Source organism: Cronobacter condimenti 1330 (assembly GCF_001277255.1).
Lineage (GTDB): Bacteria > Pseudomonadota > Gammaproteobacteria > Enterobacterales > Enterobacteriaceae > Cronobacter > Cronobacter condimenti.
On the sequence record NZ_CP012264.1, the window covers coordinates 3,384,053 to 3,406,432 of the forward strand.

The 22,380-nt window shown below is 55.1% G+C and carries 19 protein-coding genes and 5 tRNA genes; 5 read left to right on the plus strand and 19 right to left on the minus strand.

Annotation, left to right across the window (positions count from 1 at the left end; all coding sequences use genetic code 11):
* The first annotated feature begins 49 nt into the window (after positions 1-49).
* From AFK62_RS15410 to emrB, 4 genes are all read left to right on the plus strand, one after another.
* Entirely contained in the window at positions 50-1,234 is a 1,185-nt protein-coding gene (locus AFK62_RS15410; protein ID WP_032984932.1) for an MFS transporter, read from the plus strand.
* A gap of 549 nt (positions 1,235-1,783) precedes the next feature.
* Entirely contained in the window at positions 1,784-2,314 is a 531-nt protein-coding gene (mprA, locus tag AFK62_RS15415) for a transcriptional repressor MprA (protein ID WP_007681681.1), read from the plus strand.
* A gap of 139 nt (positions 2,315-2,453) precedes the next feature.
* Complete coding sequence (emrA, locus tag AFK62_RS15420; protein WP_007681685.1) at positions 2,454-3,629, plus strand: multidrug efflux MFS transporter periplasmic adaptor subunit EmrA; 1,176 nt, start codon at positions 2,454-2,456, stop codon at positions 3,627-3,629.
* Positions 3,630-3,642: 13 nt separating this feature from the next.
* Entirely contained in the window at positions 3,643-5,181 is a 1,539-nt protein-coding gene (gene emrB / locus AFK62_RS15425) for a multidrug efflux MFS transporter permease subunit EmrB (protein WP_007681686.1), read from the plus strand.
* A gap of 40 nt (positions 5,182-5,221) precedes the next feature.
* On the opposite strand, the gene AFK62_RS15430 is transcribed toward emrB, so the two are convergent.
* The 19 genes from AFK62_RS15430 to AFK62_RS15520 all read right to left on the minus strand — a co-directional run bounded on the left by AFK62_RS15430 (position 5,222) and on the right by AFK62_RS15520 (position 21,947).
* Positions 5,222-7,840, minus strand: coding sequence for a bifunctional diguanylate cyclase/phosphodiesterase (locus AFK62_RS15430; RefSeq protein ID WP_053532016.1), 2,619 nt, complete (start codon positions 7,838-7,840; stop codon positions 5,222-5,224).
* A 360-nt stretch (positions 7,841-8,200) separates the two neighbouring features.
* Positions 8,201-8,716, minus strand: coding sequence for an S-ribosylhomocysteine lyase (gene luxS / locus AFK62_RS15435; protein WP_032984939.1), 516 nt, complete (start codon positions 8,714-8,716; stop codon positions 8,201-8,203).
* 152 nt (positions 8,717-8,868) lie between these two features.
* The gene (gshA, locus tag AFK62_RS15440; protein ID WP_007681691.1) at positions 8,869-10,425 is read right to left on the minus strand and encodes a glutamate--cysteine ligase; all 1,557 of its coding nucleotides are present in this window, start codon (positions 10,423-10,425) and stop codon (positions 8,869-8,871) included.
* Positions 10,426-10,517: 92 nt separating this feature from the next.
* Entirely contained in the window at positions 10,518-10,946 is a 429-nt protein-coding gene (locus AFK62_RS15445; protein WP_007681693.1) for a YqaA family protein, read from the minus strand.
* A complete protein-coding gene (gene yqaB / locus AFK62_RS15450; protein ID WP_007681695.1) occupies positions 10,943-11,509 on the minus strand; it encodes a fructose-1-phosphate/6-phosphogluconate phosphatase in 567 nt (188 codons plus the stop codon). Before yqaB ends, AFK62_RS15445 begins: the two co-directional genes overlap by 4 nt.
* Before the next feature lie 496 nt (positions 11,510-12,005).
* A tRNA-Arg gene (locus AFK62_RS15455) sits at positions 12,006-12,082 on the minus strand.
* A 59-nt stretch (positions 12,083-12,141) separates the two neighbouring features.
* Positions 12,142-12,218 (minus strand) — tRNA-Arg (locus tag AFK62_RS15460).
* A 59-nt stretch (positions 12,219-12,277) separates the two neighbouring features.
* Positions 12,278-12,354 (minus strand) — tRNA-Arg (locus AFK62_RS15465).
* Between the two features lie 58 nt (positions 12,355-12,412).
* A tRNA-Arg gene (locus AFK62_RS15470) sits at positions 12,413-12,489 on the minus strand.
* Between the two features lie 4 nt (positions 12,490-12,493).
* Positions 12,494-12,586, minus strand: a tRNA-Ser gene (locus AFK62_RS15475).
* Between the two features lie 309 nt (positions 12,587-12,895).
* Positions 12,896-13,081 carry a carbon storage regulator CsrA gene (gene csrA / locus AFK62_RS15480; RefSeq protein ID WP_000906486.1) on the minus strand — a complete coding sequence of 62 codons (186 nt, stop codon included), beginning with the start codon at positions 13,079-13,081 and terminating at the stop codon, positions 12,896-12,898.
* 245 nt (positions 13,082-13,326) lie between these two features.
* On the minus strand, positions 13,327-15,954 hold the full coding sequence (gene alaS, locus AFK62_RS15485) for an alanine--tRNA ligase (RefSeq protein WP_007663471.1): 2,628 nt from the start codon (positions 15,952-15,954) through the stop codon (positions 13,327-13,329).
* Between the two features lie 135 nt (positions 15,955-16,089).
* A complete protein-coding gene (recX, locus tag AFK62_RS15490; protein ID WP_032983878.1) occupies positions 16,090-16,587 on the minus strand; it encodes a recombination regulator RecX in 498 nt (165 codons plus the stop codon).
* A 57-nt stretch (positions 16,588-16,644) separates the two neighbouring features.
* The gene (gene recA / locus AFK62_RS15495; protein WP_007663473.1) at positions 16,645-17,709 is read right to left on the minus strand and encodes a recombinase RecA; all 1,065 of its coding nucleotides are present in this window, start codon (positions 17,707-17,709) and stop codon (positions 16,645-16,647) included.
* 88 nt (positions 17,710-17,797) lie between these two features.
* Positions 17,798-18,295: a nicotinamide-nucleotide amidase gene (gene pncC, locus AFK62_RS15500; protein WP_007663474.1), complete on the minus strand. Its 498-nt coding sequence runs from the start codon at positions 18,293-18,295 to the stop codon at positions 17,798-17,800.
* 142 nt (positions 18,296-18,437) lie between these two features.
* Positions 18,438-19,520 carry a lytic murein transglycosylase B gene (gene mltB, locus AFK62_RS15505; RefSeq protein ID WP_007663475.1) on the minus strand — a complete coding sequence of 361 codons (1,083 nt, stop codon included), beginning with the start codon at positions 19,518-19,520 and terminating at the stop codon, positions 18,438-18,440.
* A 114-nt stretch (positions 19,521-19,634) separates the two neighbouring features.
* Positions 19,635-20,357, minus strand: a complete 723-nt coding sequence (locus AFK62_RS15510; RefSeq protein WP_007663476.1) for an amino acid ABC transporter ATP-binding protein — start codon at positions 20,355-20,357, stop codon at positions 19,635-19,637.
* Positions 20,344-21,108, minus strand: a complete 765-nt coding sequence (locus tag AFK62_RS15515) for an amino acid ABC transporter permease (RefSeq protein ID WP_007663479.1) — start codon at positions 21,106-21,108, stop codon at positions 20,344-20,346. The genes AFK62_RS15510 and AFK62_RS15515 overlap by 14 nt, the downstream gene beginning before the upstream one ends.
* Positions 21,109-21,179: 71 nt before the next feature.
* Positions 21,180-21,947 (minus strand): basic amino acid ABC transporter substrate-binding protein, encoded by a 768-nt coding sequence (locus AFK62_RS15520; RefSeq protein WP_007663481.1) that lies wholly within the window; start codon positions 21,945-21,947, stop codon positions 21,180-21,182.
* Positions 21,948-22,120: 173 nt separating this feature from the next.
* Between AFK62_RS15520 and AFK62_RS15525 the strand changes: the two genes are divergently transcribed.
* Positions 22,121-22,333 (plus strand): KTSC domain-containing protein, encoded by a 213-nt coding sequence (locus tag AFK62_RS15525; RefSeq protein WP_032983867.1) that lies wholly within the window; start codon positions 22,121-22,123, stop codon positions 22,331-22,333.
* The last annotated feature ends 47 nt before the right edge of the window (positions 22,334-22,380 follow it).

Here is a 22,380-nt window from a genome sequence, read left to right on the forward strand (position 1 = left end):
GCTTTCGGCAAGCGATTGATGCCCTTCATTTTGAGTAACCCACAAAACCATGACCAGACACCCTCAAGGGCTTAGCCCCTCACTGACCGTATTAATGTCCGTTGCCACCGGGCTGGTGGTCGCGAGCAATTACTACGCCCAGCCGCTCCTCGACACCATTGCCCATGCTTTCGCCATTACCGCCAACCAGGCGGGCTTTATTGTGACCGCCGCACAGCTTGGCTACGCCTTCGGCCTGCTGTTCCTGGTACCGCTCGGCGACATGTTTGAGCGTCGCAGCATGATTGTCGTGATGACGTTGCTTGCCGCGGCCGGGATGCTCATCACCGCGAGCAGCCATACGCTGCCGATGATGATCCTCGGCACCGCGCTGACCGGTCTGTTCTCTGTCGTCGCGCAGGTCCTTGTGCCGCTTGCCGCCACGCTCGCCGCGCCAGAAAAACGCGGTAAGGTGGTTGGCACCATCATGAGTGGCCTGCTGCTCGGTATTCTGCTGGCGCGAACGGTTTCGGGCGCGCTGGCAAGCCTCGGCGGCTGGCGCACCGTGTACTGGGTGGCGACGGTGTTGATGGTTATCATGGCGCTGGCGCTCTGGCGCGGCCTCCCTGCGGTGAAACAGACCAGTACGCTTAATTATCCGCAGCTCCTCGGCTCCATTTTCAGCCTCTTTACGCGCGATAAACTCCTGCGCACCCGCGCGCTGCTGGGTTGCCTGACCTTCGCCAATTTCAGCATCCTCTGGACCTCCATGGCGTTTTTACTGGCGGGCGCGCCGTTTCATTTTTCAGAGGGTGTCATTGGGCTGTTTGGCCTCGCGGGGGCCGCAGGCGCGCTGGCGGCACGGCCTGCGGGCGGCTTTGTGGATAAAGGCAAAGCGCACCTGACGACGACCTGGGGGCTGGTTTTGTTACTGCTGTCCTGGATTGCCGTCGCACTCGGCCAGTTCTCGGTGGTGGCGCTAATTATCGGTATCCTGATCCTCGACCTCACGGTGCAAGGCGTGCATATCACCAACCAGAGCGTGATTTATCGCATTCACCCGGACGCCCGTAACCGCCTGACTGCCGGTTATATGACCAGCTATTTCATTGGCGGCGCGGCCGGTTCGCTTATCTCTGCCTTTGCGTGGCAACATGCCGGATGGAACGGCGTGTGCGCCGCGGGCGCGATTATCTCACTACTAAATCTGGTAGTGTGGTGGCGGGGCTATCACCGCCACAGCGGGACAGAGTGAGGTCTGCGTCGCACCTTTGCCGTCCTGAATACCCGCGAAGGGTGTTAAGGGCGGTAACACTCTGTTAAGGTTATGCTGAGTTATTTATTCGAGTGATTTTAACTTCGGCAATATATCAAAAACGTATATGGATATACCCACATCTTTACGCCATACCCTGCCCTCTCACAGGCTCTCGCTGGCAGGCAGGCTGCGCCACACTTTGCCATCATTTATCAGCGGCTTGTCCGTGGCGCTCATCCCGCGTTTCTGTGCTGTACCGCCTGGTTTGACATCATCCGAATCGACTTTTTACATTTCCGTTACTTATATAAACGACGACCGGCTTGCCCCGTTTTCCGCCGATACGCGAAGCGCCAGTGCGTCGTTCTTTTCTCATGCCCGCCAGGCCGCAGCGCCATCCGGCAAGGCGGCGGGCGCTCCGGAGTATGGAATAGTCCGGAAGCTCATGACGGTAACGTAGCCTTTAGTGATTCATCTGAATAATAGATTTACATGATTTGTTACCGTCGTTACTATATCGGCTGCAATTAATGAGGTTATACCCAAATGGATAGTTCGTTTACGCCCATTGAACAGATGCTTAAATTTCGCGCCAGTCGCTATGAGGATTTTCCATATCAGGAAATCCTGCTGACTCGCCTGTGCATGCATATGCAGGGCAAGCTGCTGGAAAACCGCAATAAGATGCTGAAGGCTCAGGGGATTAACGAGACGTTGTTTATGGCGCTGCTGACCCTGGAATCTCAGGAGAATCACAGTATTCAGCCAAGCGAGCTGAGCTGCGCACTGGGATCGTCGCGCACGAACGCCACCCGCATTGCCGATGAGCTGGAAAAACGCGGCTGGATCGAACGTCGCGAAAGCGATAACGATCGCCGTTGCCTGCACTTACAGTTGACCGAAAAAGGCCAGGAATTTTTACGTCAGGTGCTGCCGCCGCAGCATAACTGCCTGCATCAGCTCTGGTCTTCATTAAGCGGCCAGGAAAAGGAACAGCTGGAGCAGATAACCCGCAAATTGCTTGACCGTCTTGACCAGATGGAAGAGGACAATACGCTGCTTGAGGCCGTTCGCTAAAGCGCCAATAAGCGCTCGTTTCGCAAACGTGCTGTTGCAAGGAAACCGCTACACTGACAGGCCAGCATTTTCGTGCTGGCCTTTTTGACAACAGAGGTCGGCTGCTGCCGACAACAACAATAAGAACGTGGAGATAAACATGAGCGCAAATGCGGAGAATACGACCCCGCAGCAACCGGTGAATAATAAGAAGGGCAAACGCAAAGGCGCCCTGCTGTTATTGACCTTGCTCTTTGTTGTTATTGCCGTGGCGTACGGGGTTTATTGGTTTTTAGTGGCGCGTCATTACGAAGAGACTGACGACGCTTACGTGGCAGGAAACCAGGTTCAAATCATGGCGCAGGTCTCCGGCAGCGTCACTAAAGTGTGGGTAGAGAACACTGACTTTGTGAAAAAAGGCGACGTGCTGGTCACCCTCGATCCAACCGACGCTCAACAGGCCTTTGAAAAAGCCCAGACTCAGCTTGCCTCAAGCGTACGCCAGACCCGCCAGCTGATGATCAACAGCAAGCAGTACGCGGCGAATATTGAGGTGCAGAAAACGGCACTGGCGCAAGCCCAGAGTGACTTAAACCGTCGCGTCCCGCTTGGTAGCGCCAATTTGATCGGTCGTGAAGAGCTCCAGCATGCGCGCGATGCGGTTGCCAGCGCCCAGGCGCAGCTTGATGTTGCCATCCAACAGTACAACGCCAACCAGGCGATGATCCTCGGCACAACGCTTGAAGATCAGCCTGCCGTAAAACAAGCCGCGACTGAAGTGCGTAACGCCTGGCTTGCGCTGCAACGTACCAAAATCGTCAGCCCGATGACCGGTTATGTTTCACGCCGCTCCGTTCAGGTAGGCGCGCAGATTAGCTCCAGCACGCCGCTGATGGCGATTGTGCCGGCGAGCGGACTGTGGGTGGACGCGAACTTTAAAGAAACCCAGCTGGCGCATATGCGTATTGGCCAGCAGGCGACCATCATTAGCGATATCTACGGCGATGATGTGGAATACACCGGCAAGGTCATCGGTCTTGATATGGGTACCGGTAGCGCCTTCTCGTTGCTGCCTGCCCAGAATGCGACAGGTAACTGGATCAAAGTGGTTCAGCGTCTGCCGGTGCGTATCGAGCTTGATCCGAAGCAGCTGGAACAGCATCCGCTGCGCATCGGGCTTTCCACGCTGGTTAAAGTGAATACCAGCAACCTCGACGGCGGCGTGCTGGCTACCCAGACCCGCTCGCAACCTGCGTATGAAAGTAACGCACGCGAAATCAGCCTGGAGCCCGTGAACAAGCTGATTAACGATATCGTGCAGGCGAACGCGGGTTAACCGCGGAGGTTGTATGCAGCAACGTAAACCGCTGGAAGGGGCGCAACTGGTCATTATGACCATCGCCCTTTCGCTTGCCACGTTCATGCAGGTGCTGGATTCCACCATCGCTAACGTGGCGATCCCGACTATCGCCGGTAACCTGGGCGCCTCGTTAAGTCAGGGCACCTGGGTGATTACGTCATTCGGGGTGGCGAACGCTATCTCTATTCCGATAACCGGCTGGCTCGCAAGACGCGTCGGCGAGGTGCGGCTCTTTGTCTGGTCGACCATCGCATTCGCCATTGCCTCCTGGGCGTGCGGCGTCTCCAATAGCCTGAACATGCTGATTTTCTTCCGCGTGATTCAGGGAATTGTGGCCGGGCCGCTTATCCCGCTTTCACAGAGCTTGCTGCTGAGCAACTACCCGCCCGCCAAACGCTCTATTGCGCTGGCGCTGTGGTCGATGACGGTTATCGTCGCGCCTATCTGCGGGCCGATTCTCGGCGGCTGGATCAGCGATAACTATCACTGGGGCTGGATCTTCTTTATCAACGTGCCTATCGGCATCGTCGTGGTATTGATGACGCTACAATCGCTGCGCGGACGCGAAACACGTACCGAACAGCGGCGCATCGACGCCGTGGGGCTGGGGCTGCTGGTTATCGGCATCGGCAGTTTGCAGGTGATGCTCGATCAGGGCAAAGAGCTCGACTGGTTTAACTCGACTGAAATCGTGGTGCTGACGGTGGTGGCCGTCGTCGCGCTATGCTTCCTGATAGTCTGGGAACTGACCGACGAACACCCGATAGTCGACCTCTCGCTCTTCAAGTCACGCAACTTCACGATCGGCTGTCTGAGCATCAGTCTTGCTTACATGCTCTACTTCGGCTCGATTGTGCTGTTGCCGCAGCTGTTGCAGGAGGTCTATGGCTATACCGCCACCTGGGCGGGGCTCGCCTCAGCGCCAGTCGGGATTATTCCCGTCATCCTTTCGCCGATTATCGGACGCTTTGCGCACCGTCTGGATATGCGCCGCCTGGTGACGTTCAGCTTCATTATGTATGCAGTCTGTTTCTACTGGCGCGCATACACTTTTGAACCGGGTATGGATTTTGGCGCCTCGGCGTGGCCGCAGTTTATTCAGGGCTTCGCAGTGGCCTGCTTCTTTATGCCGCTGACCACGATAACGCTCTCCGGCCTGCCGCCTGAGCGGCTGGCGGCGGCGTCGAGTCTGTCCAACTTCTTAAGGACGCTCGCAGGCTCTATCGGTACGTCGATTACCACGACGCTCTGGACCAACCGGGAATCGATGCACCATGCGCAGATGACTGAATCGATCACGCCGTTTAACCCCAACGCGCAGGAGATGTATAACCAGCTTCAGGGCATGGGGATGACGCAACAGCAGGCGTCCGGGTATATCGCTCAGCAGATAACCAACCAGGGGCTGATTATCTCGGCAAATGAGATTTTCTGGGCATCCGCCGGCGTGTTCCTGATCCTGCTCGGGCTTATCTGGTTTGCCAGACCGCCCTTCGGCGCCGGTGGCGGCGGCGGTGGCGCTCACTGATCCGCGCATAAAAAGGCCCGCTCTGGCGGGCCTTTTTTATTCACGATGCAGCGTCATTGCCCGGCGCGATGCCCTGCTCGCGCAGCTGCGCTTTAAGACGCGAAAGCGGCAACGGGCGACACATAAAGTAGCCCTGGGTTTCATCGCATTGATACATCTTAAGCTGCGCCAGCTGTTCCGGCGTTTCAACCCCTTCGGCCGTAATGCTGAGTGAAAACGCTTTGCCAAGCCCGATGATATTCTCCACGATGCTGTTGGCGTTATCCGAGTGCGGCATACCCGCCACGAACGATTTATCAAGCTTGATGCCATCAAACGGAAACGTGCGAAGGTAGCTTAGTGAAGAGTAACCCGTACCAAAATCATCGATCAGCAACCGCACGCCGAGCGCCTTGAGGCTGTTCATTATTTCAAGGCTCACCTCGGGGCTTGAGAGCGTGGCGTTTTCTGTGACCTCAAGCTCCAGACGCTCAGGGGCCAGGCCCGACGTCGCCAGCGCCTCTTTGACCCGCTCCACCAGACCCGGCGTGCGAAACTCCACCGCAGAGATATTCACCGAGATGGCAATGCCCGGCATCTCGTGCTGCGCATCGCGGCAGGCGGCATTTAGCACCCAGTCGCTGATGGCAATAATCAGGCCGGTCTCCTCCGCGAGCGGAATAAACTGATCCGGCATCAGTAGCCCAAGCTCCGGATGATGCCAGCGTAACAGCGCCTCTACCGCCACCACGTTTTCCGCGTTCATGTCATAGCGCGGCTGATAAACCAGCTGGAACTGCGCGTCGCGGATAGCATCGCGCAGGCTGTTTTCCATTTCCCGGCGCTGGACGATTTGCTCGGCCATGTCAGCGTTATAAAACACCCAGCCGTTGCGCCCGCTGCTTTTCGCTTTGTAGAGCGCGATATCGGAAAAACGCAGCAGATCGGTGGCGTTGACCGCGTCCTGTGGCGCGAGCGCAATGCCCATGCTGGCGCCGATTAAAATTTCATGGTCCTGCACGCTGAACGGGCGGTTGATTTCGCTGAGAATGCGTTCGCAAAGCTGCTCCAGCGCCTCCTTGCGTTCGATGTCCGGGATTATCAGAATAAATTCATCGCCGCCCTGGCGCGCCACCAGATCGAAATCACGCAGACAGGCACGCAGGCGCGCCGACACCTGATGCAACAGTTCATCCCCCACGCCGTGGCCGAACAGATCGTTGACCGGCTTAAACTTGTCGAGATCGAGGCTTATCATCGCCAGCGGGTGTTCACGGGTCGGGCGCGACTGTAATTTGCCTTCAAGGAACTCTTTCATGCGCACCCGGTTTGGCAGCCCGGTCAGTTCGTCATGCAGGGACAGGTACTGCACGCGCGCCTGGGCTTCTACCTCAAGCGTAACGTCGGTCGCGGTGCCGCGGAAACTCAGCCCGCCTTCCGGCGTGGCGATAGGTTTCGCGACCAGATTGCAGTAACGCTGATGACCCTGCGCGGAAAGATAGCGGCAGTGCGTCATGTTGCGATGCCCGCCGTGCCCCGGCTGGTGGAACCACTCCTCCAGCGTCGCCCGGTCTTCCTGAATAAACTCCGTGACCCTACGCCCGATCCAGTCAGCGATGCGATACCCCGTAATGACCGGGAACCGTTCAGAAAGCCAGATGAACCGCAGATCGTCGTCGGTTTCCCAGATCCAGTCGGTGGTCGCTTCCGCCACATCGCGAAAGCGCCGCTCGCTTGCAGCCAGTGCCAGCCGGTTTTGCTCCAGTAAAAAAGCGTTCTCGTCATTAAGCCGCGCCTTGTTAAGCGCGTTGCGCATAGCGATACCCGCCACCAGCGCCGTAAAGAGCGACAGAAAAATCAGCAGCGGCAGGATCACGACGATAAGGTCGTGCCCCGGATCTTCGCTACGCCAGGCCATGGTCACCTGCCCGTTGCCGAGCGGCAGCGACAGCGTCACCTGCCGGTAATCGGGCGATGCCTCGCCGGGTTTACGTACGTGTAGCTCATCAATGCCATATTCACGTCCTGCACGCGCGAGTTCGTCTGCGGTGAGCACATCGATAAATATCATCAGAGAAGGATTGCCCTGCGTAGCCTCGATAACACTGTCGCCGCCGCTGCGTATCCAGGCCGCTGTCACTATTGCAGGCTGCCCGTGGTATTCCATCGACGTGACAATCGCCGCGCCGTCGGTGCCGTCAAGGGCGATACGCAGGCTTTTCAGCATAGGCTCACCCACCCAGTGTTCGGCTTTTTGGTTGCGCAGCTTGCCGTTCACAACGCTGTAGCGGGTGACATCATTGCCATCCACCACGAAGACGCCGTCATAGCCGAACATTTCATAGAGCGACTGCCCGAGATTACCGCGATCCCATGCCCAGTGGACATCAATGGTCTGGTGAAGCTTCAGGTACGCTTCACCCCAGTCTGAGTAGTCGTTGAGGTTGGTTTTAATAGTATCCTGGCGATTTTGCAGGGCTTTTAAAAACAGATGGCGGCTGCGGGCATCGGTTCGTTCATTAATATCGTGCGAGATATGCAACAGCGAAAGAATGGCGATAAGAAAAAATAGCCCCAGCAGGCCGCCCATGCACAGCAATGCACGCCGAATAAAACGTGTGGTATTTCCCGTCTCGTTAACCGATAGCTCAAGAGCGCCGCGCCTGAAAAAACCTCTCATTCCTCGATCCCAGTCTGTTATTACTTAGATAGTGATTATGACGCCCGTGAAAGATCCTGCGCACCGCGACGGCACTGCTTTGCAGCATATATTCTTGCTCATGGTTTTACTGTAACGGCAACAGTAAAACTGACGCTATGCGAAGCGGGAACGCGGCCCGTCACCACGCTTCGTTATCGTTAAGGGTGTAAATAATGTTAATGCGATAGTTTATTTGGCGATTATTTCTGACGGTCTGGATAAAAATTTGTTTTAAGTCGTAAAAGCTGCATCGCGCGTAATAAATATAACCGTCGTGGCAATCATATAATAAAAAAGGAGCCTGTCAGGCTCCCTTTTTTTATTATTTCGCTTTTATTTTTACAGGTGCAGTTCCTGCAATTTTTCTTTCGGCAGCGCCAGCGCATCGTTACTGTTCACGCCAACGCCACGCTCGATGATGTGGCGGGCAATGTCCTGCGCCTCATCAAGCGAGTGCATCTCGTAAGTACCGCACTGGTATACGTTCAGCTCAGGGATCTGGTTTTGCTCTTTCACCTTCAATACATCCTGCATCGCCGCTTTCCAGGCGTCAGCAACGCGCTGCTCGTCCGGTTGACCGATAAGGCTCATGTAAAAACCGGTGCGGCAGCCCATCGGGGAGATGTCGATTATCTCAACGCCGTTGCCGTTCAGATGATCGCGCATGAAGCCCGCAAAAAGGTGCTCCAGCGTGTGGATGCCTTTTTCCGGCATCACTTCTTTGTTTGGCGCGCAGAAACGCAGGTCAAAGACGGTGATAGTATCGCCATGCGGCGTGTTCATGGTTTTCGCCACACGCACCGCAGGCGCTTCCATACGGGTATGGTCGACAGTGAAGCTATCAAGCAATGGCATCTGATCACCTCCGATAAGTGATTTTTTAAAATAAAAATGAACTAATGTTTGCGGGCCGGGTCTGAACTTATGAAAGACGCGCATTTGTTATCATCATCACTGAGTTCAGAGATGACAATTTGGCCACAGCGATGTGGCCTTTTTCTTTTCTGTTACGCCTGTTTTGCCAGCCATTCATCAAACGGCTCACTATCCGCCGCTTCAATCTCACGCTGACGCGCCAGCGACGCTGCCTGTTCCTTGCGGAAATCCTCTTCCTGCAACGCCTGTAACGGCTCTTCGCGCAGCATCGTGCGATAACGGTCCGCCAGCATCCGGCCCGTGCCACCGATACCGTTCTCAATCATTGAGCGCAGGATCCGCGCTGAGTAGGTGAGATCCGGGTCGTCGAAACACGCGACCAGTCTGTCGCAAACCTGCTGGTATTCCTGGCCGCCATGAATGCTATCGAGCGTATTCGCCACGCGGCGTAAATCGCGGAACAGGTCTTTGCCCACTTGTGCCAGCGGAAACTGTGCGGTTTCGCAGCCGATGCCAAGCGTAAGCCCTGGCTTGCGGCCTTCAAGGATCACACGGTTCCAGTTGGTGCGGGTACAAAGCAGTTCATCACTGCTCATCTCTGGCGCATCCGCCAGCGCGCACCAGACCATGAAGAGATCCAGGAAGCGCACCTGGTTTTCATCCACGCCAATTGGCGAGAACGGGTTGATGTCGAGTGAGCGCACTTCGATATATTCGATGCCACCGCGCAGCAGGGCATCCGACGGCGATTCGCCATCACGTGTTACGCGCTTCGGACGAATAGGCGCATACAGCTCGTTTTCGATCTGCAAAATGTTTGTGTTGATTTGCAGATACTCGCCATCCTTCTTAAGCCCCAGCTTCGCATACTCTTCAGACGGGGTTTTGATAGCGCGCTTTAATCCTGCCACATAACTGTGTAAATCGTTAAACGTAATCCCGAGATTGCTTTGCGACTTATTGGTATAACCCAGATCGCTTAAGCGCAACGAGGTGGCGTAAGGCAGGTAGTACATGCCGCAGTCGGTTTTCTCAAACGGCAGTTTGGTCGGCTTGCCTTGCAGGAAAGACGAACAGATGGCCGGCGACGCGCCGAACAGATACGGGATCACCCAGCCAAAACGATAATAGTTGCGGATGAGCCGGAAATAACCGGCTGAAATCGCCTCTTTGCCGCTTTCAGCATCTTCGACCTGACACTTCGCCTGCCAGAACGCCAGCGGCAGCGAGAAGTTGTAGTGAACGCCGGAGATCGTTTGCATCAGCGCGCCGTAGCGGTTTTTCAGCCCCGAACGATACAGCGTTTTGAAGCGGCCGATATTCGAGGTGCCATACTGTGCAAGCTCAATATCCTGCCCTTCTTTGATATAGCAAGGCATGCTGAGCGGCCACATACGTTCGTCGCCAAGCGCGCGGGCGCTATGACGATGGATATCACGCATGACTGTCAGCATGTGGTCGATATCGCCGTCTACGGGCGTAATAAATTCCAGAAGGGCTTCGGCAAAGTCCGTCGTGATCCACTTATGGGTTAACGCGGCACCCAGGCTTTCCGGATGCCCCGTGGTCGCCAGCTCACCTTCAGGCGTGACGCGCAGCGTTTCGCGCTCCAGCCCACGGCGAATGCCTTTTAATGCCTCAGGATGCTCGGTTAACCAGGCCAGCGCCTGTGATACGTCCGGGATCAAATTGACCTCCCGCCTGTCGTGTCGAAAATATTTTTATTAAGCATAATTGTAATGGTAAAGGTTGACGATGAAAGGTCGCTCAAACAATCCAATTAGTGCCACCACGTCATCCCCTGTAAAGTCGCTGCCGCGATGACGATATAACGCAGCGCCTTTCCAAGGCACAGAAAAAAAATCACCCGCCCCCAGGGAAGCCGTAACCACCCTGCCAGCAGGCACAACAGATCGCCGACCAGAGGTAGCCAGCTTAACAGCAGCGCCGGCGCACCAAAGCGTTGCAGTAAACCCTGCGCCCGCGCTTGCCAGCGCGACGATTCGCGCAGCGGAAACAGCCGCCCAAGAATAACGTTAGTTAACCCTCCAAGGCTATTACCTATTGTTGCGGTTATCACTAAAAGCCAGGGCGTACTTTTTGCGCTTATCAGCAACGCCACCAGAACAGCTTCGGAACTGCCCGGCAGCAGCGTGGCGCTCAAAAAACTGCTGGTGAAGAGCGAAAAAAGCGACAGTGCGTCGCTCACAGCAGACGCACATCCACGGCATCCATTCCCGCGAGCCGCGCCGCTTCAAGACCAAAATCCGCGTCTTCGAACACGACGCATTTTTCAGGCGCAACGCCCATGAGCGTCGCACAGCGCAGGAAAGTATCGGGAGCGGGTTTGTGGTGTTGCACATGATCGGCGGCGACCACCGCAGTGAAATAGTGACGCAGCCCAAGATGCTGTAGCAGCGCTTCTGCCATCGCGCTTTCGCTGCCGGTACCGACAGCCATTGGACGGCGACCATGCCAGGCTTTGACGACGTCAATTAATGGCAGCGGACGTACGGTATCCAGCAACATCGCCTGTACCGCTGCCGTTTTTTCACGCGCCAGCGCATGAGGATCGAGGTCAGCCTGATTTAGCTCAATGACGGCCTGCGCGATACGCCAGGTGGGTGAGCCATTCAGCGCGACCATCGCCTGTTCGTCAAACTGCATGCCGTAGCGGCCGAGAACATCGCGCCAGGCTTTCCGGTGCGTAGGCTCGGTATCGAGGATCGTGCCGTCCATGTCAAAAATAAGCCCGTCGTAACGCTCGTACATCTTGTCCTCATTACCTGACCGCAAGGATTGTTACTTTAGCTTAAACCATTAATTTTGTCGCTGTTAAGGCAAGTGGAAGGCACGGATATCAGGGAGAGGATAATGATGAAAATGACGATAGTGTGAAAGGTAACCGCCTGAAAACACTTTTAAAGTGGGCAACACCTGGAATCTAACAAGGGGGGGGAATGTATTCGGAGAAGCGCAGCGTTTGTCAGGAAGAGAGTTTGATGCATTAGGGAGGATTATTCGGCTTCATCTAACGTGTGGGCCGCGGCTGGAGCAGTACTACCGTCCCTGGATAATCGAGATAATTATCGTTCACCAGCTCACGTCATCATTGCTGATACCGTGGATAAATATGGTGCATCCAGGAGGATTATTCGGCTTCGCCTTACCCTGCGGGCTGCTGCTGAAGCAGCGTTATCCTCCCTGGATAATCGCGATAATCATCGCTCACCAGGTCACGTCACCATCGCTGATACCGCGGATAATATGGTGCATCCGGGAGGATTCGAACCTCCGACCGCTCGGTTCGTAGCCGAGTACTCTATCCAGCTGAGCTACGGATGCATCGGGATTTACTGCTTTACTGCGGATCCACGCGTCATTGCTGACATCGTGAATAAATATGGTGCATCCGGGAGGATTCGAACCTCCGACCGCTCGGTTCGTAGCCGAGTACTCTATCCAGCTGAGCTACGGATGCATCGGGATTTACTGCTTTACTGCGGATCCACGCGTCATTACTGACATCATGAATAAATATGGTGCATCCGGGAGGATTCGAACCTCCGACCGCTCGGTTCGTAGCCGAGTACTCTATCCAGCTGAGCTACGGATGCATCGGGATTACTGCTTTACTGCGGATCCACGCGTCATAGCTGACATCATGAATAAATATGGTGCATCCGGGAGGATTCGAACCTCCGACCGCTCGGTTCGTAGCCGAGTACTCTATCCAGCTGAGCTACGGATGCAAAATGGCGGTGAGGCGGGGATTCGAACCCCGGATGCAGCTTTTGACCGCATACTCCCTTAGCAGGGGAGCGCCTTCAGCCTCTCGGCCACCTCACCACACGCCTCTTACGAGTGCTTCGAAGAGTTTGTTTCGTCTCATCGTCGCTGCGTGGCGCACATATTACTTTCTGAGACTTATAAGTCAAACAATTTTTCCCGACTCTGCATCGTTTGCACATTTACCGCCCAATCCGCCTGCTTTACCAACAAAAAGGCTGTTTTATCAACGCAAATGCAATGGTACGCCCGTAAATGGCCGCGCAGATAAAAGCGGAAAAAGGCATCGGGGGAACACAAGAAACGGTAAAAGAAAGGGAAAATCAAGAAAGGGGATGCGCCTCGCCTGTGTGAGCGAGACGCGACAACTCAGTAACTGGACTGTTGCGATTTTTCAGCCTGGATACGCTGGTAGATCTCTTCACGGTGTACAGATACCTCTTTGGGGGCGTTCACGCCAATACGTACCTGGTTGCCTTTTACCCCAAGAACTGTCACGGTCACCTCATCCCCAATCATGAGGGTTTCACCAACTCGACGAGTCAGAATCAGCATTCTTTGCTCCTTGAAAGATTAAAAGAGTCGGGTCTCTCTGTATCCCGGCATTATCCATCATATAACGCCAAAAAGTAAGCGATGACAAACACCTGATGAGTAAGCGGTCATGGCATTACATTCTGTTAAACCTAAGTTTAGCCGATCCAGAAAAAAATCAACCCGACTTTATCGTTATAGTTCCGACACAGATAAAGACGCCATAACAACAAAGGGTTATGGCGTCTGTCGTGCCGTTTCGATTGTTACAGCTTCGCGGTTACCCAGCTTTCAACGCTACTAAGCGCTGCAGGCAACGCCGCGGCATCGGTACCGCCAGCCTGCGCCATATCCGGGCGACCGCCGCCTTTGCCGCCAACCTGCTGAGCAATCATGCCCACCAGCTCGCCAGCTTTCACGCGATCCGTCACATCTTTCGATACCCCCGCGATCAGCGAGACTTTGCCTTCTGCCACGGTTGCCAGCACGATTACCGCAGAGCCGAGCTGATTTTTCAGATCGTCAACCATGGTACGCAGCATTTTCGGCTCAACGCCATGAAGCTCACTCACCAAAAGCTTCACACCATTGATGTCGACAGCGTTACTGCTGAGATTCGCACTCTCCTGCGCCGCCTGTTGCTCTTTAAGCTGTTGCAACTCTTTTTCCAGCTGGCGGGTACGTTCAACCATCGCACGAACTTTATCGTTCAGCGTCTGGCTGTCGCTTTTCAGCAGATGGGACAGCTCATTGAGACGATCATTCTGTGCATGCACCAGTGCCAGTGCGCCTTCGCCCGTAACGGCTTCGATACGACGAACACCTGCGGCCGTACCGGATTCAGACACGATGCGGAACAGGCCGATATCCCCCGTACGCGAGGCGTGGATACCGCCGCAAAGCTCGGTTGAGAAATCGCCCATGCTCAATACACGTACGCGGTCTTCATATTTTTCGCCGAACAGCGCCATTGCGCCTTTCGCCTTCGCTGCTTCCAGATCCATGACGTTAGTTTCAACAGGCAGGTTACGACGGATTTGCGCGTTCACCAGGTCTTCAACCTTGCGAATTTCTTCCGGCTTCATCGCTTCAAAGTGGGAGAAGTCGAAACGTAACGCTTTGTCATTTACCAGGGAGCCTTTCTGCGCAACGTGGGTGCCAAGCACCTGGCGCAGCGCGGCATGCATCAGGTGCGTCGCCGAGTGGTTAAGACGGATACGGTTGCGGCGCGCTTCGTCCACTTCCGCTTTAACGCCCTCACCGATTTTCAGGACACCGCTGGCGAGTTCGCCGATATGGCCAATAGCCTGGCCATATTTTTGTGTGTCGTTCACGGTAAAAGTGAATCCGTTACCTTTCAGTTCGCCTTTATCGCCGACCTGGCCGCCAGACTCCGCATAGAACGGCGTCTCATCGAGCACAACGACTGCCTGTTGACCGGCGGCGATCTGCTCAACGGCTTTACCGTCGACAAACAGCGCGGTCACTTTGGCGGTCAGTTCAGTGTGGTCATAACCTTTAAATTCGGAGGCGCCATCAACACGAATCATCGCATTGTAGTCCGCGCCGAAGCCGCTGGATTCACGCGCACGACGGCGCTGCTCTTCCATGGCTGCTTCAAAGCCCGCTTCGTCAACTTTGATGTTACGCTCGCGGCAGACATCCGCGGTCAGGTCAACCGGGAAGCCATATGTGTCATACAGACGGAAAGCCGTTTCGCCATCGAGCGTATCGCCCTTAAGCTTCGCAAGCTCTTCATCGAGCAGCGCCAGGCCACGCTCCAGCGTGCGGGCAAACTGCTCTTCTTCGGTTTTCAGCACCTGCTCAACCTGAGCTTGCTGGCGCTGTAGCTCTTCACCTGCCGCGCCCATTACTTCTACCAGCGGTCCTACCAGCTTGTAGAAGAAGGTGTCTTTCGCACCGAGCATATTGCCGTGACGAATCGCACGACGAATGATGCGACGCAGCACATAGCCGCGGTTTTCATTAGACGGGATAACGCCATCGGCGATCAGAAATGCGCAAGAGCGGATATGATCGGCGATAACACGCAAAGATTTGTTGCTCAGATCTGTCGCGCCGGTGACGTTCGCCACAGCCGCAATCAGCTTCTGGAACAGGTCGATTTCATAGTTAGAATTGACATGCTGCAATACCGCAGTAATGCGCTCAAGGCCCATACCGGTATCCACGGACGGCTTCGGCAGCGGTTCCATGGTGCCGTCAGCCTGACGGTTGAATTGCATGAATACGATGTTCCAGATCTCAATATAGCGGTCACCGTCTTCTTCCGGACTTCCCGGAGGACCGCCCCAGATGTGGTCGCCATGATCGTAGAAAATCTCGGTGCACGGGCCGCACGGGCCAGTATCGCCCATCTGCCAGAAGTTATCAGACGCGTAAGGCGCACCCTTGTTATCACCGATGCGAATAATGCGTTCGCGCGGGATACCAACTTCCTTTTCCCAGATTTCGTAAGCTTCGTCATCGGTTTCGTAGACGGTTACCCACAGGCGCTCTTTTGGCAGGTTAAACCACTGCGCGCCCGTTAACAGTTCCCAGGCGTACTGAATGGCGTCGTGTTTGAAGTAGTCACCGAAGCTGAAGTTGCCCAGCATTTCGAAGAAAGTGTGGTGGCGGGCGGTGTAACCGACGTTTTCCAGGTCGTTGTGCTTACCACCGGCGCGCACGCAGCGCTGCGCGGTCGTCGCACGGGAATAATTACGCTTATCGAGACCAAGGAACACGTCCTTGAACTGATTCATCCCGGCGTTGGTAAACAGCAGAGTCGGGTCGTTATTAGGGACCAGAGAGCTACTGGCAACTACCTGATGTCCCTTGCTATGGAAAAAGTCGAGAAACGCCTGACGGATCTCAGCGGTGCTCTTGCTCATAATTATCCTGAAATCAAGCTAACGAAATGTGTCGCCCGAATGGCGCAGCACGCTGCCGCCAGGCCGAGCTCAACGGAAAAAAGTGGGAATAAGATAAGTTTTCTTTACAGGGAAGTAAAACCCCGCATGGGGTCATCACTCAAAATTTCGGTAGATCGCCTGGATATCTTCCATGTAATAGCCGCGATAGAGCAAAAACCGCTGCACTTTCGCTTTTTCAGGGAAGGTGCGCGGCAGCGGCGCGCCAAATTTGCGCTCGGCCTGATCGCGCGCTTGCGCCTCCCAGTCCACTTCACAGGCGGCAAAGGCGATATCACACGATACGCGCGGGATGCCCTTTTGCTGGAGCTCTTGCCGAATGCGCTGCGGCCCATAACCTTTACGGCCCCGGCTCGCGATATAGCGCTCTGCAAAACGTTCGTCATCCAGATAGCGTTGCTCGTGGCACCAGGCGATGACTTTCTCGATATCTTCCGGCGTCACCTGCGCTTGCTCATCCTCTTGTCTTCCGGGTAGCACAGCGCCAAGTTTGCGACGCAGTTCTTGTTCGCTATGATCGCGCATAGCAAGGATGCGCATGGCACGGTCAAGGAGTCGGGAATAGGCGGAACGGCGAGGGGTAGCGTCAGTCATAGGAGTGAACAGTTGGCACGTCAGAAAAAGTAAGGGCTGCATCAGCAGCCCTTGAGATTAAAACTCTTCGTTAGTTTCTTCAACGCCGTCGTCATTATTGTCGACGGTGAAGTCAGGCGTAGCATCCTGATTATTGAGCAGCATCTCGCGCAGTTTCTTCTCAATTTCGTCAGCCATCGGCTTGTTCTCTTTGAGGAAGTTAGTTGCGTTCGCTTTACCCTGGCCGATTTTCTCGCCGTTGTAGCTATACCATGCACCCGCTTTTTCAATGAGCTTGTGCTTCACGCCGAGGTCAACCAGTTCGCCGTAGAAGTTAATACCTTCCCCGTAGAGGATCTGGAATTCAGCTTGTTTAAACGGCGCAGCAACTTTATTTTTCACCACTTTGACGCGGGTTTCGCTACCGACTACGTCTTCGCCCTCTTTCACCGCGCCGATACGGCGGATGTCGAGACGCACGGAAGCGTAGAATTTCAGCGCGTTACCACCAGTGGTGGTTTCCGGGTTACCAAACATCACACCAATCTTCATACGGATCTGGTTGATGAAGATAAGCAGGGTGTTGGAGTTTTTCAGGTTACCTGCGAGCTTACGCATCGCCTGGCTCATCATACGTGCTGCAAGGCCCATATGAGAGTCACCGATTTCGCCTTCGATTTCCGCTTTCGGCGTCAACGCCGCTACGGAGTCGACCACCAGTACGTCAACTGCGCCGGAGCGCGCCAGCGCATCACAGATTTCCAGCGCTTGCTCGCCGGTATCCGGCTGAGAACAGAGCAGGTTGTCGATGTCTACGCCAAGCTTACGGGCATAAACCGGATCAAGCGCATGCTCTGCGTCGATAAACGCACAGGTTTTACCGGCGCGCTGTGCAGCGGCAATGACCTGCAGCGTCAGCGTGGTTTTACCTGAAGATTCCGGGCCGTAGATTTCTACGATACGACCCATTGGCAGACCGCCCGCACCCAGCGCAATGTCCAGGGAGAGAGAGCCGGTGGAGATCGTTTCCACATCCATGGTGCGATCTTCACCCAGACGCATGATGGAGCCTTTGCCGAATTGCTTTTCAATCTGGCCGAGTGCTGCCGCCAACGCCTTCTGCTTGTTTTCGTCGATAGCCATTTTTACTCCTGTCATGCAGGGTGAGCCCAATTGCGCCACGCTGCGAATATGTTTCGTTGGTGCAATTATACTGTATGAGCATACAGTATCAAGTGTTTTGTATAAAATGTTGCCACAGGGTTTGCAGTGCAAATGCTGTTGCCTGGCGGCGCACGGAATCTCGATTGCCATCAAAGCGTTGCAGGTGCGTTTCTACCCTTCCCTGGTTGTCGGCAAAGCCGAACCAGACGGTACCGACAGGCTTGTCAGGACTGCCGCCATCCGGCCCTGCAATACCGCTGACAGACACGGCATATGAGGCCGCCGCCGCGTTCAGCGCGCCTTGCGCCATCTGCTTCACCACCGGCTCGCTGACGGCGCCATGGTCGGCAAGCGTCGCGCCGTCCACGCCGATAAGTTGTTCTTTAGCTTCATTACTGTAGGTCACGAAACCGCGTTCAAACCAGGCGGAACTGCCCGCGATGTCGGTTATGACTTTCGCCACCCACCCGCCGGTGCAGGATTCTGCGGTCGTCACGGTTGCTCCCTGCGCCTTCAGCGCAGCGCCAAGCTGCTGACTTAACTGCATTAATTCTTTATCTGTCATGACGGCTCCGATTGTAAACGTAACTCCGATCATCCCACAGCCATTTTTAAGCGTTGCAGGCAGTTACATCGGGTTTTACGAGGCGAATTCAAGGTTTGCAGGGCGGTTTCTTTTCCCCGCCCGGACAGGCGGGGAAAACGACTTATTGAACCCGGGCGAGCGCCACCGCCTGGCCGAGTTGCCAGACCGCCATTGCGTAGTGCGTGCTGTGGTTATAGCGCGTAATAGTGTAGAAGTTCGGCAAGCCATACCAGTACTGATAGCCGCTACCGATATCAAGGCGCAGTAAGCTGGCCTCTGCATGATTACCAAGCGGCTGTTGCGGCGTTAAGCCCGCAACCGCCAGCTGGCTGACGCTATATTTGGTTTTAAAACCGTTTTCAAGCTGAGGCGCCTGGCCGTTCGCCGGTACGGCAACCAGATCGCCCTTCACCCAGCCGTGCTGCTGGAAGTAGTGCGCGACGCTACCGATAGCATCTTCCGGGTCCCAGAGGTTGATATGCCCGTCGCCGTTAAAATCCACGGCATATTCTTTGTACGAGGATGGCATAAACTGGCCGTAGCCCATTGCGCCTGCGAACGAGCCCTTCAACGCCAGCGGATCGTCGCCTTCATCGCGCGACATCAACAGGAACGTCTCCAGCTCGGCGGCGAAATAGTCCGCGCGGCGTGGGTAGTTGAAGGCAAGCGTCGCCAGCGCATCGATAATGCGTGTTTTACCCATGACGCGGCCCCAGCGGGTTTCCACACCAATAATCCCGACAATGATTTCCGGCGGGACGCCGTAGACCTGCCAGGCACGGTTCAGCGCATCCTGATACTGATTCCAGAACACGACGCCGTTCTGCACGTTATCCGGCGTAATAAATTTACTGCGATAACGCAGCCATGCGCCGTTCGGCCCCGGTGCAGGCTGGGTGGTCGGTGCCTGTCGGTCCATCAGACGCAGAACGTAATCAAGCCGTTTCGCCTGTGAAAGTACTTCCTCCAGTTGCTGACGGTTAAACCCGTGCTTGCTGACCATCATATTGATGAAATTTTCCGCAGCCGGATTTCCCGTGAAATCCCCCGACGCAAGCAGCATGTCGTGCTGCGGCTGGAGCAGGAAACCGCCCTGGCTTGCGCCTGCGGTTTGTGGAGCGGTGGGTTGAGACTTAGGCTTGCTGCTGCAGGCGGCGAGCGCCATCATCAGCGGCAACAGGGCGACATAGCGACGCTTTAACATGAGATATCCATATGGCTGTTCAGAACGAATGGCAGTAATGGTAGATCATCTGGGGCCAGGCGAGGAAGCGCGGCGCAAAGGCGCAGGCGGGAAATTTCACCGCCTGCGTACGAATTACAGAACTTTGCTGAGAAAAGCGGCAGTACGCGGGTTTTGCGGTGCGGTAAACAGCTGCGCTGGCGGGCCTTCTTCCTGAATGATGCCGCCGTCGATGAAAATCACGCGGTCAGCAACTTCACGCGCAAAGCCCATCTCATGGGTCACGATAACCATCGTCATCCCCTCCTCCGCGAGCTTTTTCATCACCGCCAGCACTTCGCCCACCAGTTCAGGATCGAGGGCGGAGGTGGGTTCATCAAACAGCATCACCGACGGGTTCATCGCCAGCGCGCGGGCGATAGCCACACGCTGCTGCTGCCCCCCTGAAAGGCTCGCAGGCCACGCGTCGCGCTTATCGCTAAGACCAACTTTGGCCAGTAATTCTTCCGCGAGTTTAACCGCCTGGGCGTGAGTTAACCCTTTCAGGCTCATTGGTGCCATGATGAGGTTTTCCAGCACCGTCATATGCGGGAAAAGATTGAAGCGTTGAAACACCATGCCGACGCCTTCACGTAGCTGGTTTACGTTCGCGTTTCTGTCATGTACTGCGAAACCGTTGACGGTGATCTCCCCTTGCTCTGCCGTTTCCAGCGCGTTAAGACAGCGCAAAAACGTGCTCTTGCCGGAGCCTGAAGGACCAATCACACAAACCACCTCTTCGGGCTGGATGTCGCAACTAATGCCGCGCAAAACGTGGCTTGCGCCAAAATGCTTATGCAGATTATTAACGTGAATCACTTTTGCCGAACCTCTTTTCCAGCCGCGCCACCAGTTGCGATAGCAGGAAGGTAATTACCCAATACACCAGCGAAATGGTCAGATAGGGTTCCCAGTATGTTGCGTAAGCGCCGGAGACCGTACGCGCCGCATAAGCCAAATCGGCAAGGCCGATGGCGGAGGCGAGCGATGAATCTTTTACAATCGCTATCGCGTTATTGCCAAGCGGCGGCAGGATGCGGCGAAACGCCTGCGGCAGAATGACTTTGCGCATGGTTTTCCACCACGGCATACCGAGCGCACGGGAAGCTTCCATCTGCCCATGATCAATCGACTGGATCCCGGCGCGGAAGATCTCCGACACATACGCGCCGGCGTTAAGCGTAATAGCGACGATGCAGGAGAGAAACGCGCCGTAATCCGAGCGCAACATTCGGGCGAACTCGCTGCTCATCAGCCCACTTTCCACAAGCCAGCCATCACGTGGATTGATAAACAGCGGCACCAGTGCAAAGTGCACCACCATAATCTGCACGAAGAGCGGCGTGCCGCGGATAGCGCTGACATAAAAGCGCACCGGAAACTGAACCAGATAGCGCAGCACAAATTTCCACGGCCCGTGCCCGGCGTGGGCCATGCGTCCCAGCCCGAGCGTCAGACCCCACAGCGTGCCGAGGATCACACAGATAATGGTGCATTTGATGGTCATCCAGGCGCCCTGCACAAAGAGCGGGCCATATTCCTGGATTATCTCCCAATGAAATCCTGACATGTCCATTTCCAGAAAAGAGGCGGCTGACACAAAATCGGTCAGCCGCAAAATGATGGGGTTAAACGGGTGCCTTACTGCGCAGGCAGGGTCGGTACGTTGTCGTCAAACCAGGTTTTGTAGATTTTTGCGTAGGTGCCGTCAGCGACGATTTTCGCAAGGCCCGCGTTAATCTTTTGGCGCAATTCGTCGTTGCCTTTAGCCACTGCAATCCCGAAATACTGGCGTTCAAATTTCGCATCCGGCACCAGTTTGAACTGTTTCTCCGGGTGCTGTTTGATGTAGTACTTCACCACACCTACGTCGCCTACGGCCGCGCTCACGCCATCTTCAAACAGCTCCTGAAGCATCAATGGAGTGTTGTCAAAACGCTTAATCGCGGTGCTGTTTTTGCCGAGCGTGTCGGAGACCACGATGTCGCCAGTGCTGGAGTTCACCACGCCCACTTTTTCATTTTTAAGCGCGGCAAGCGACGTCACGCGGGAATCAGTCGGCACCACGATGGACTGCTCCGCCGGGAAATAAGGCGCCGAAAAATCGACCATCTGCTTGCGCTTATCAGTGATAGTGATACCGGAAATAATGATATCGCGATCGCCTGAGCCCAGTGTGGCGAAGATGCCTTCCCACGGCGTGTTCACCAGTTTCACATTGAAATTTTCAGCTTTGCCGATGGCTTTGATGATGTCGATATCGAAGCCTTCGAGCTGTTTCTGGCTGTTTTCAAATTCGAAAGGACGGTAAGTGCCGCCCGCGCCGACCACATAGGTTTCCTGCGCCGCAAACGCGCTGCCCGTCAGGGCTGCCATTAACAAACCGGCCTTAAGCAAAGATTTAACCATAATCGCAACCCTCATTTTTATGCACTCAATGTGAATAAAAATACACATAGTAATCAGGTCACGCAACAACAATATATTCTCGGGTTATTCTGCCACCCCGCCAGTTCTGGTAGTCAAGCGTAGCGCCAACAGCGCCGATAACGGCTCAATGGCTTTCAAAGCAAGGGGCTGAAATGAAAAGACATCCTGTCCAGTCGAGAACGTTTAAAAGCGCGGGCTATGACCCGACCTGTTCAATTATGGAAATTGAGTACGCCAACGGGCGCGTGGAGCAGTTCCTCGGCGTACCGGCAAAGACCTGGCAAACCTTTCTGATGAGCAATGAGAAAGAGAGCTGGTTTACCAACAATATCAAAAGCAGTTTTTTCAAAGTCTCCATTAGCTGAATGCAAGAAAACAGGCATAAAAAAAGAGTGGCAAGCCACTCTTTTTT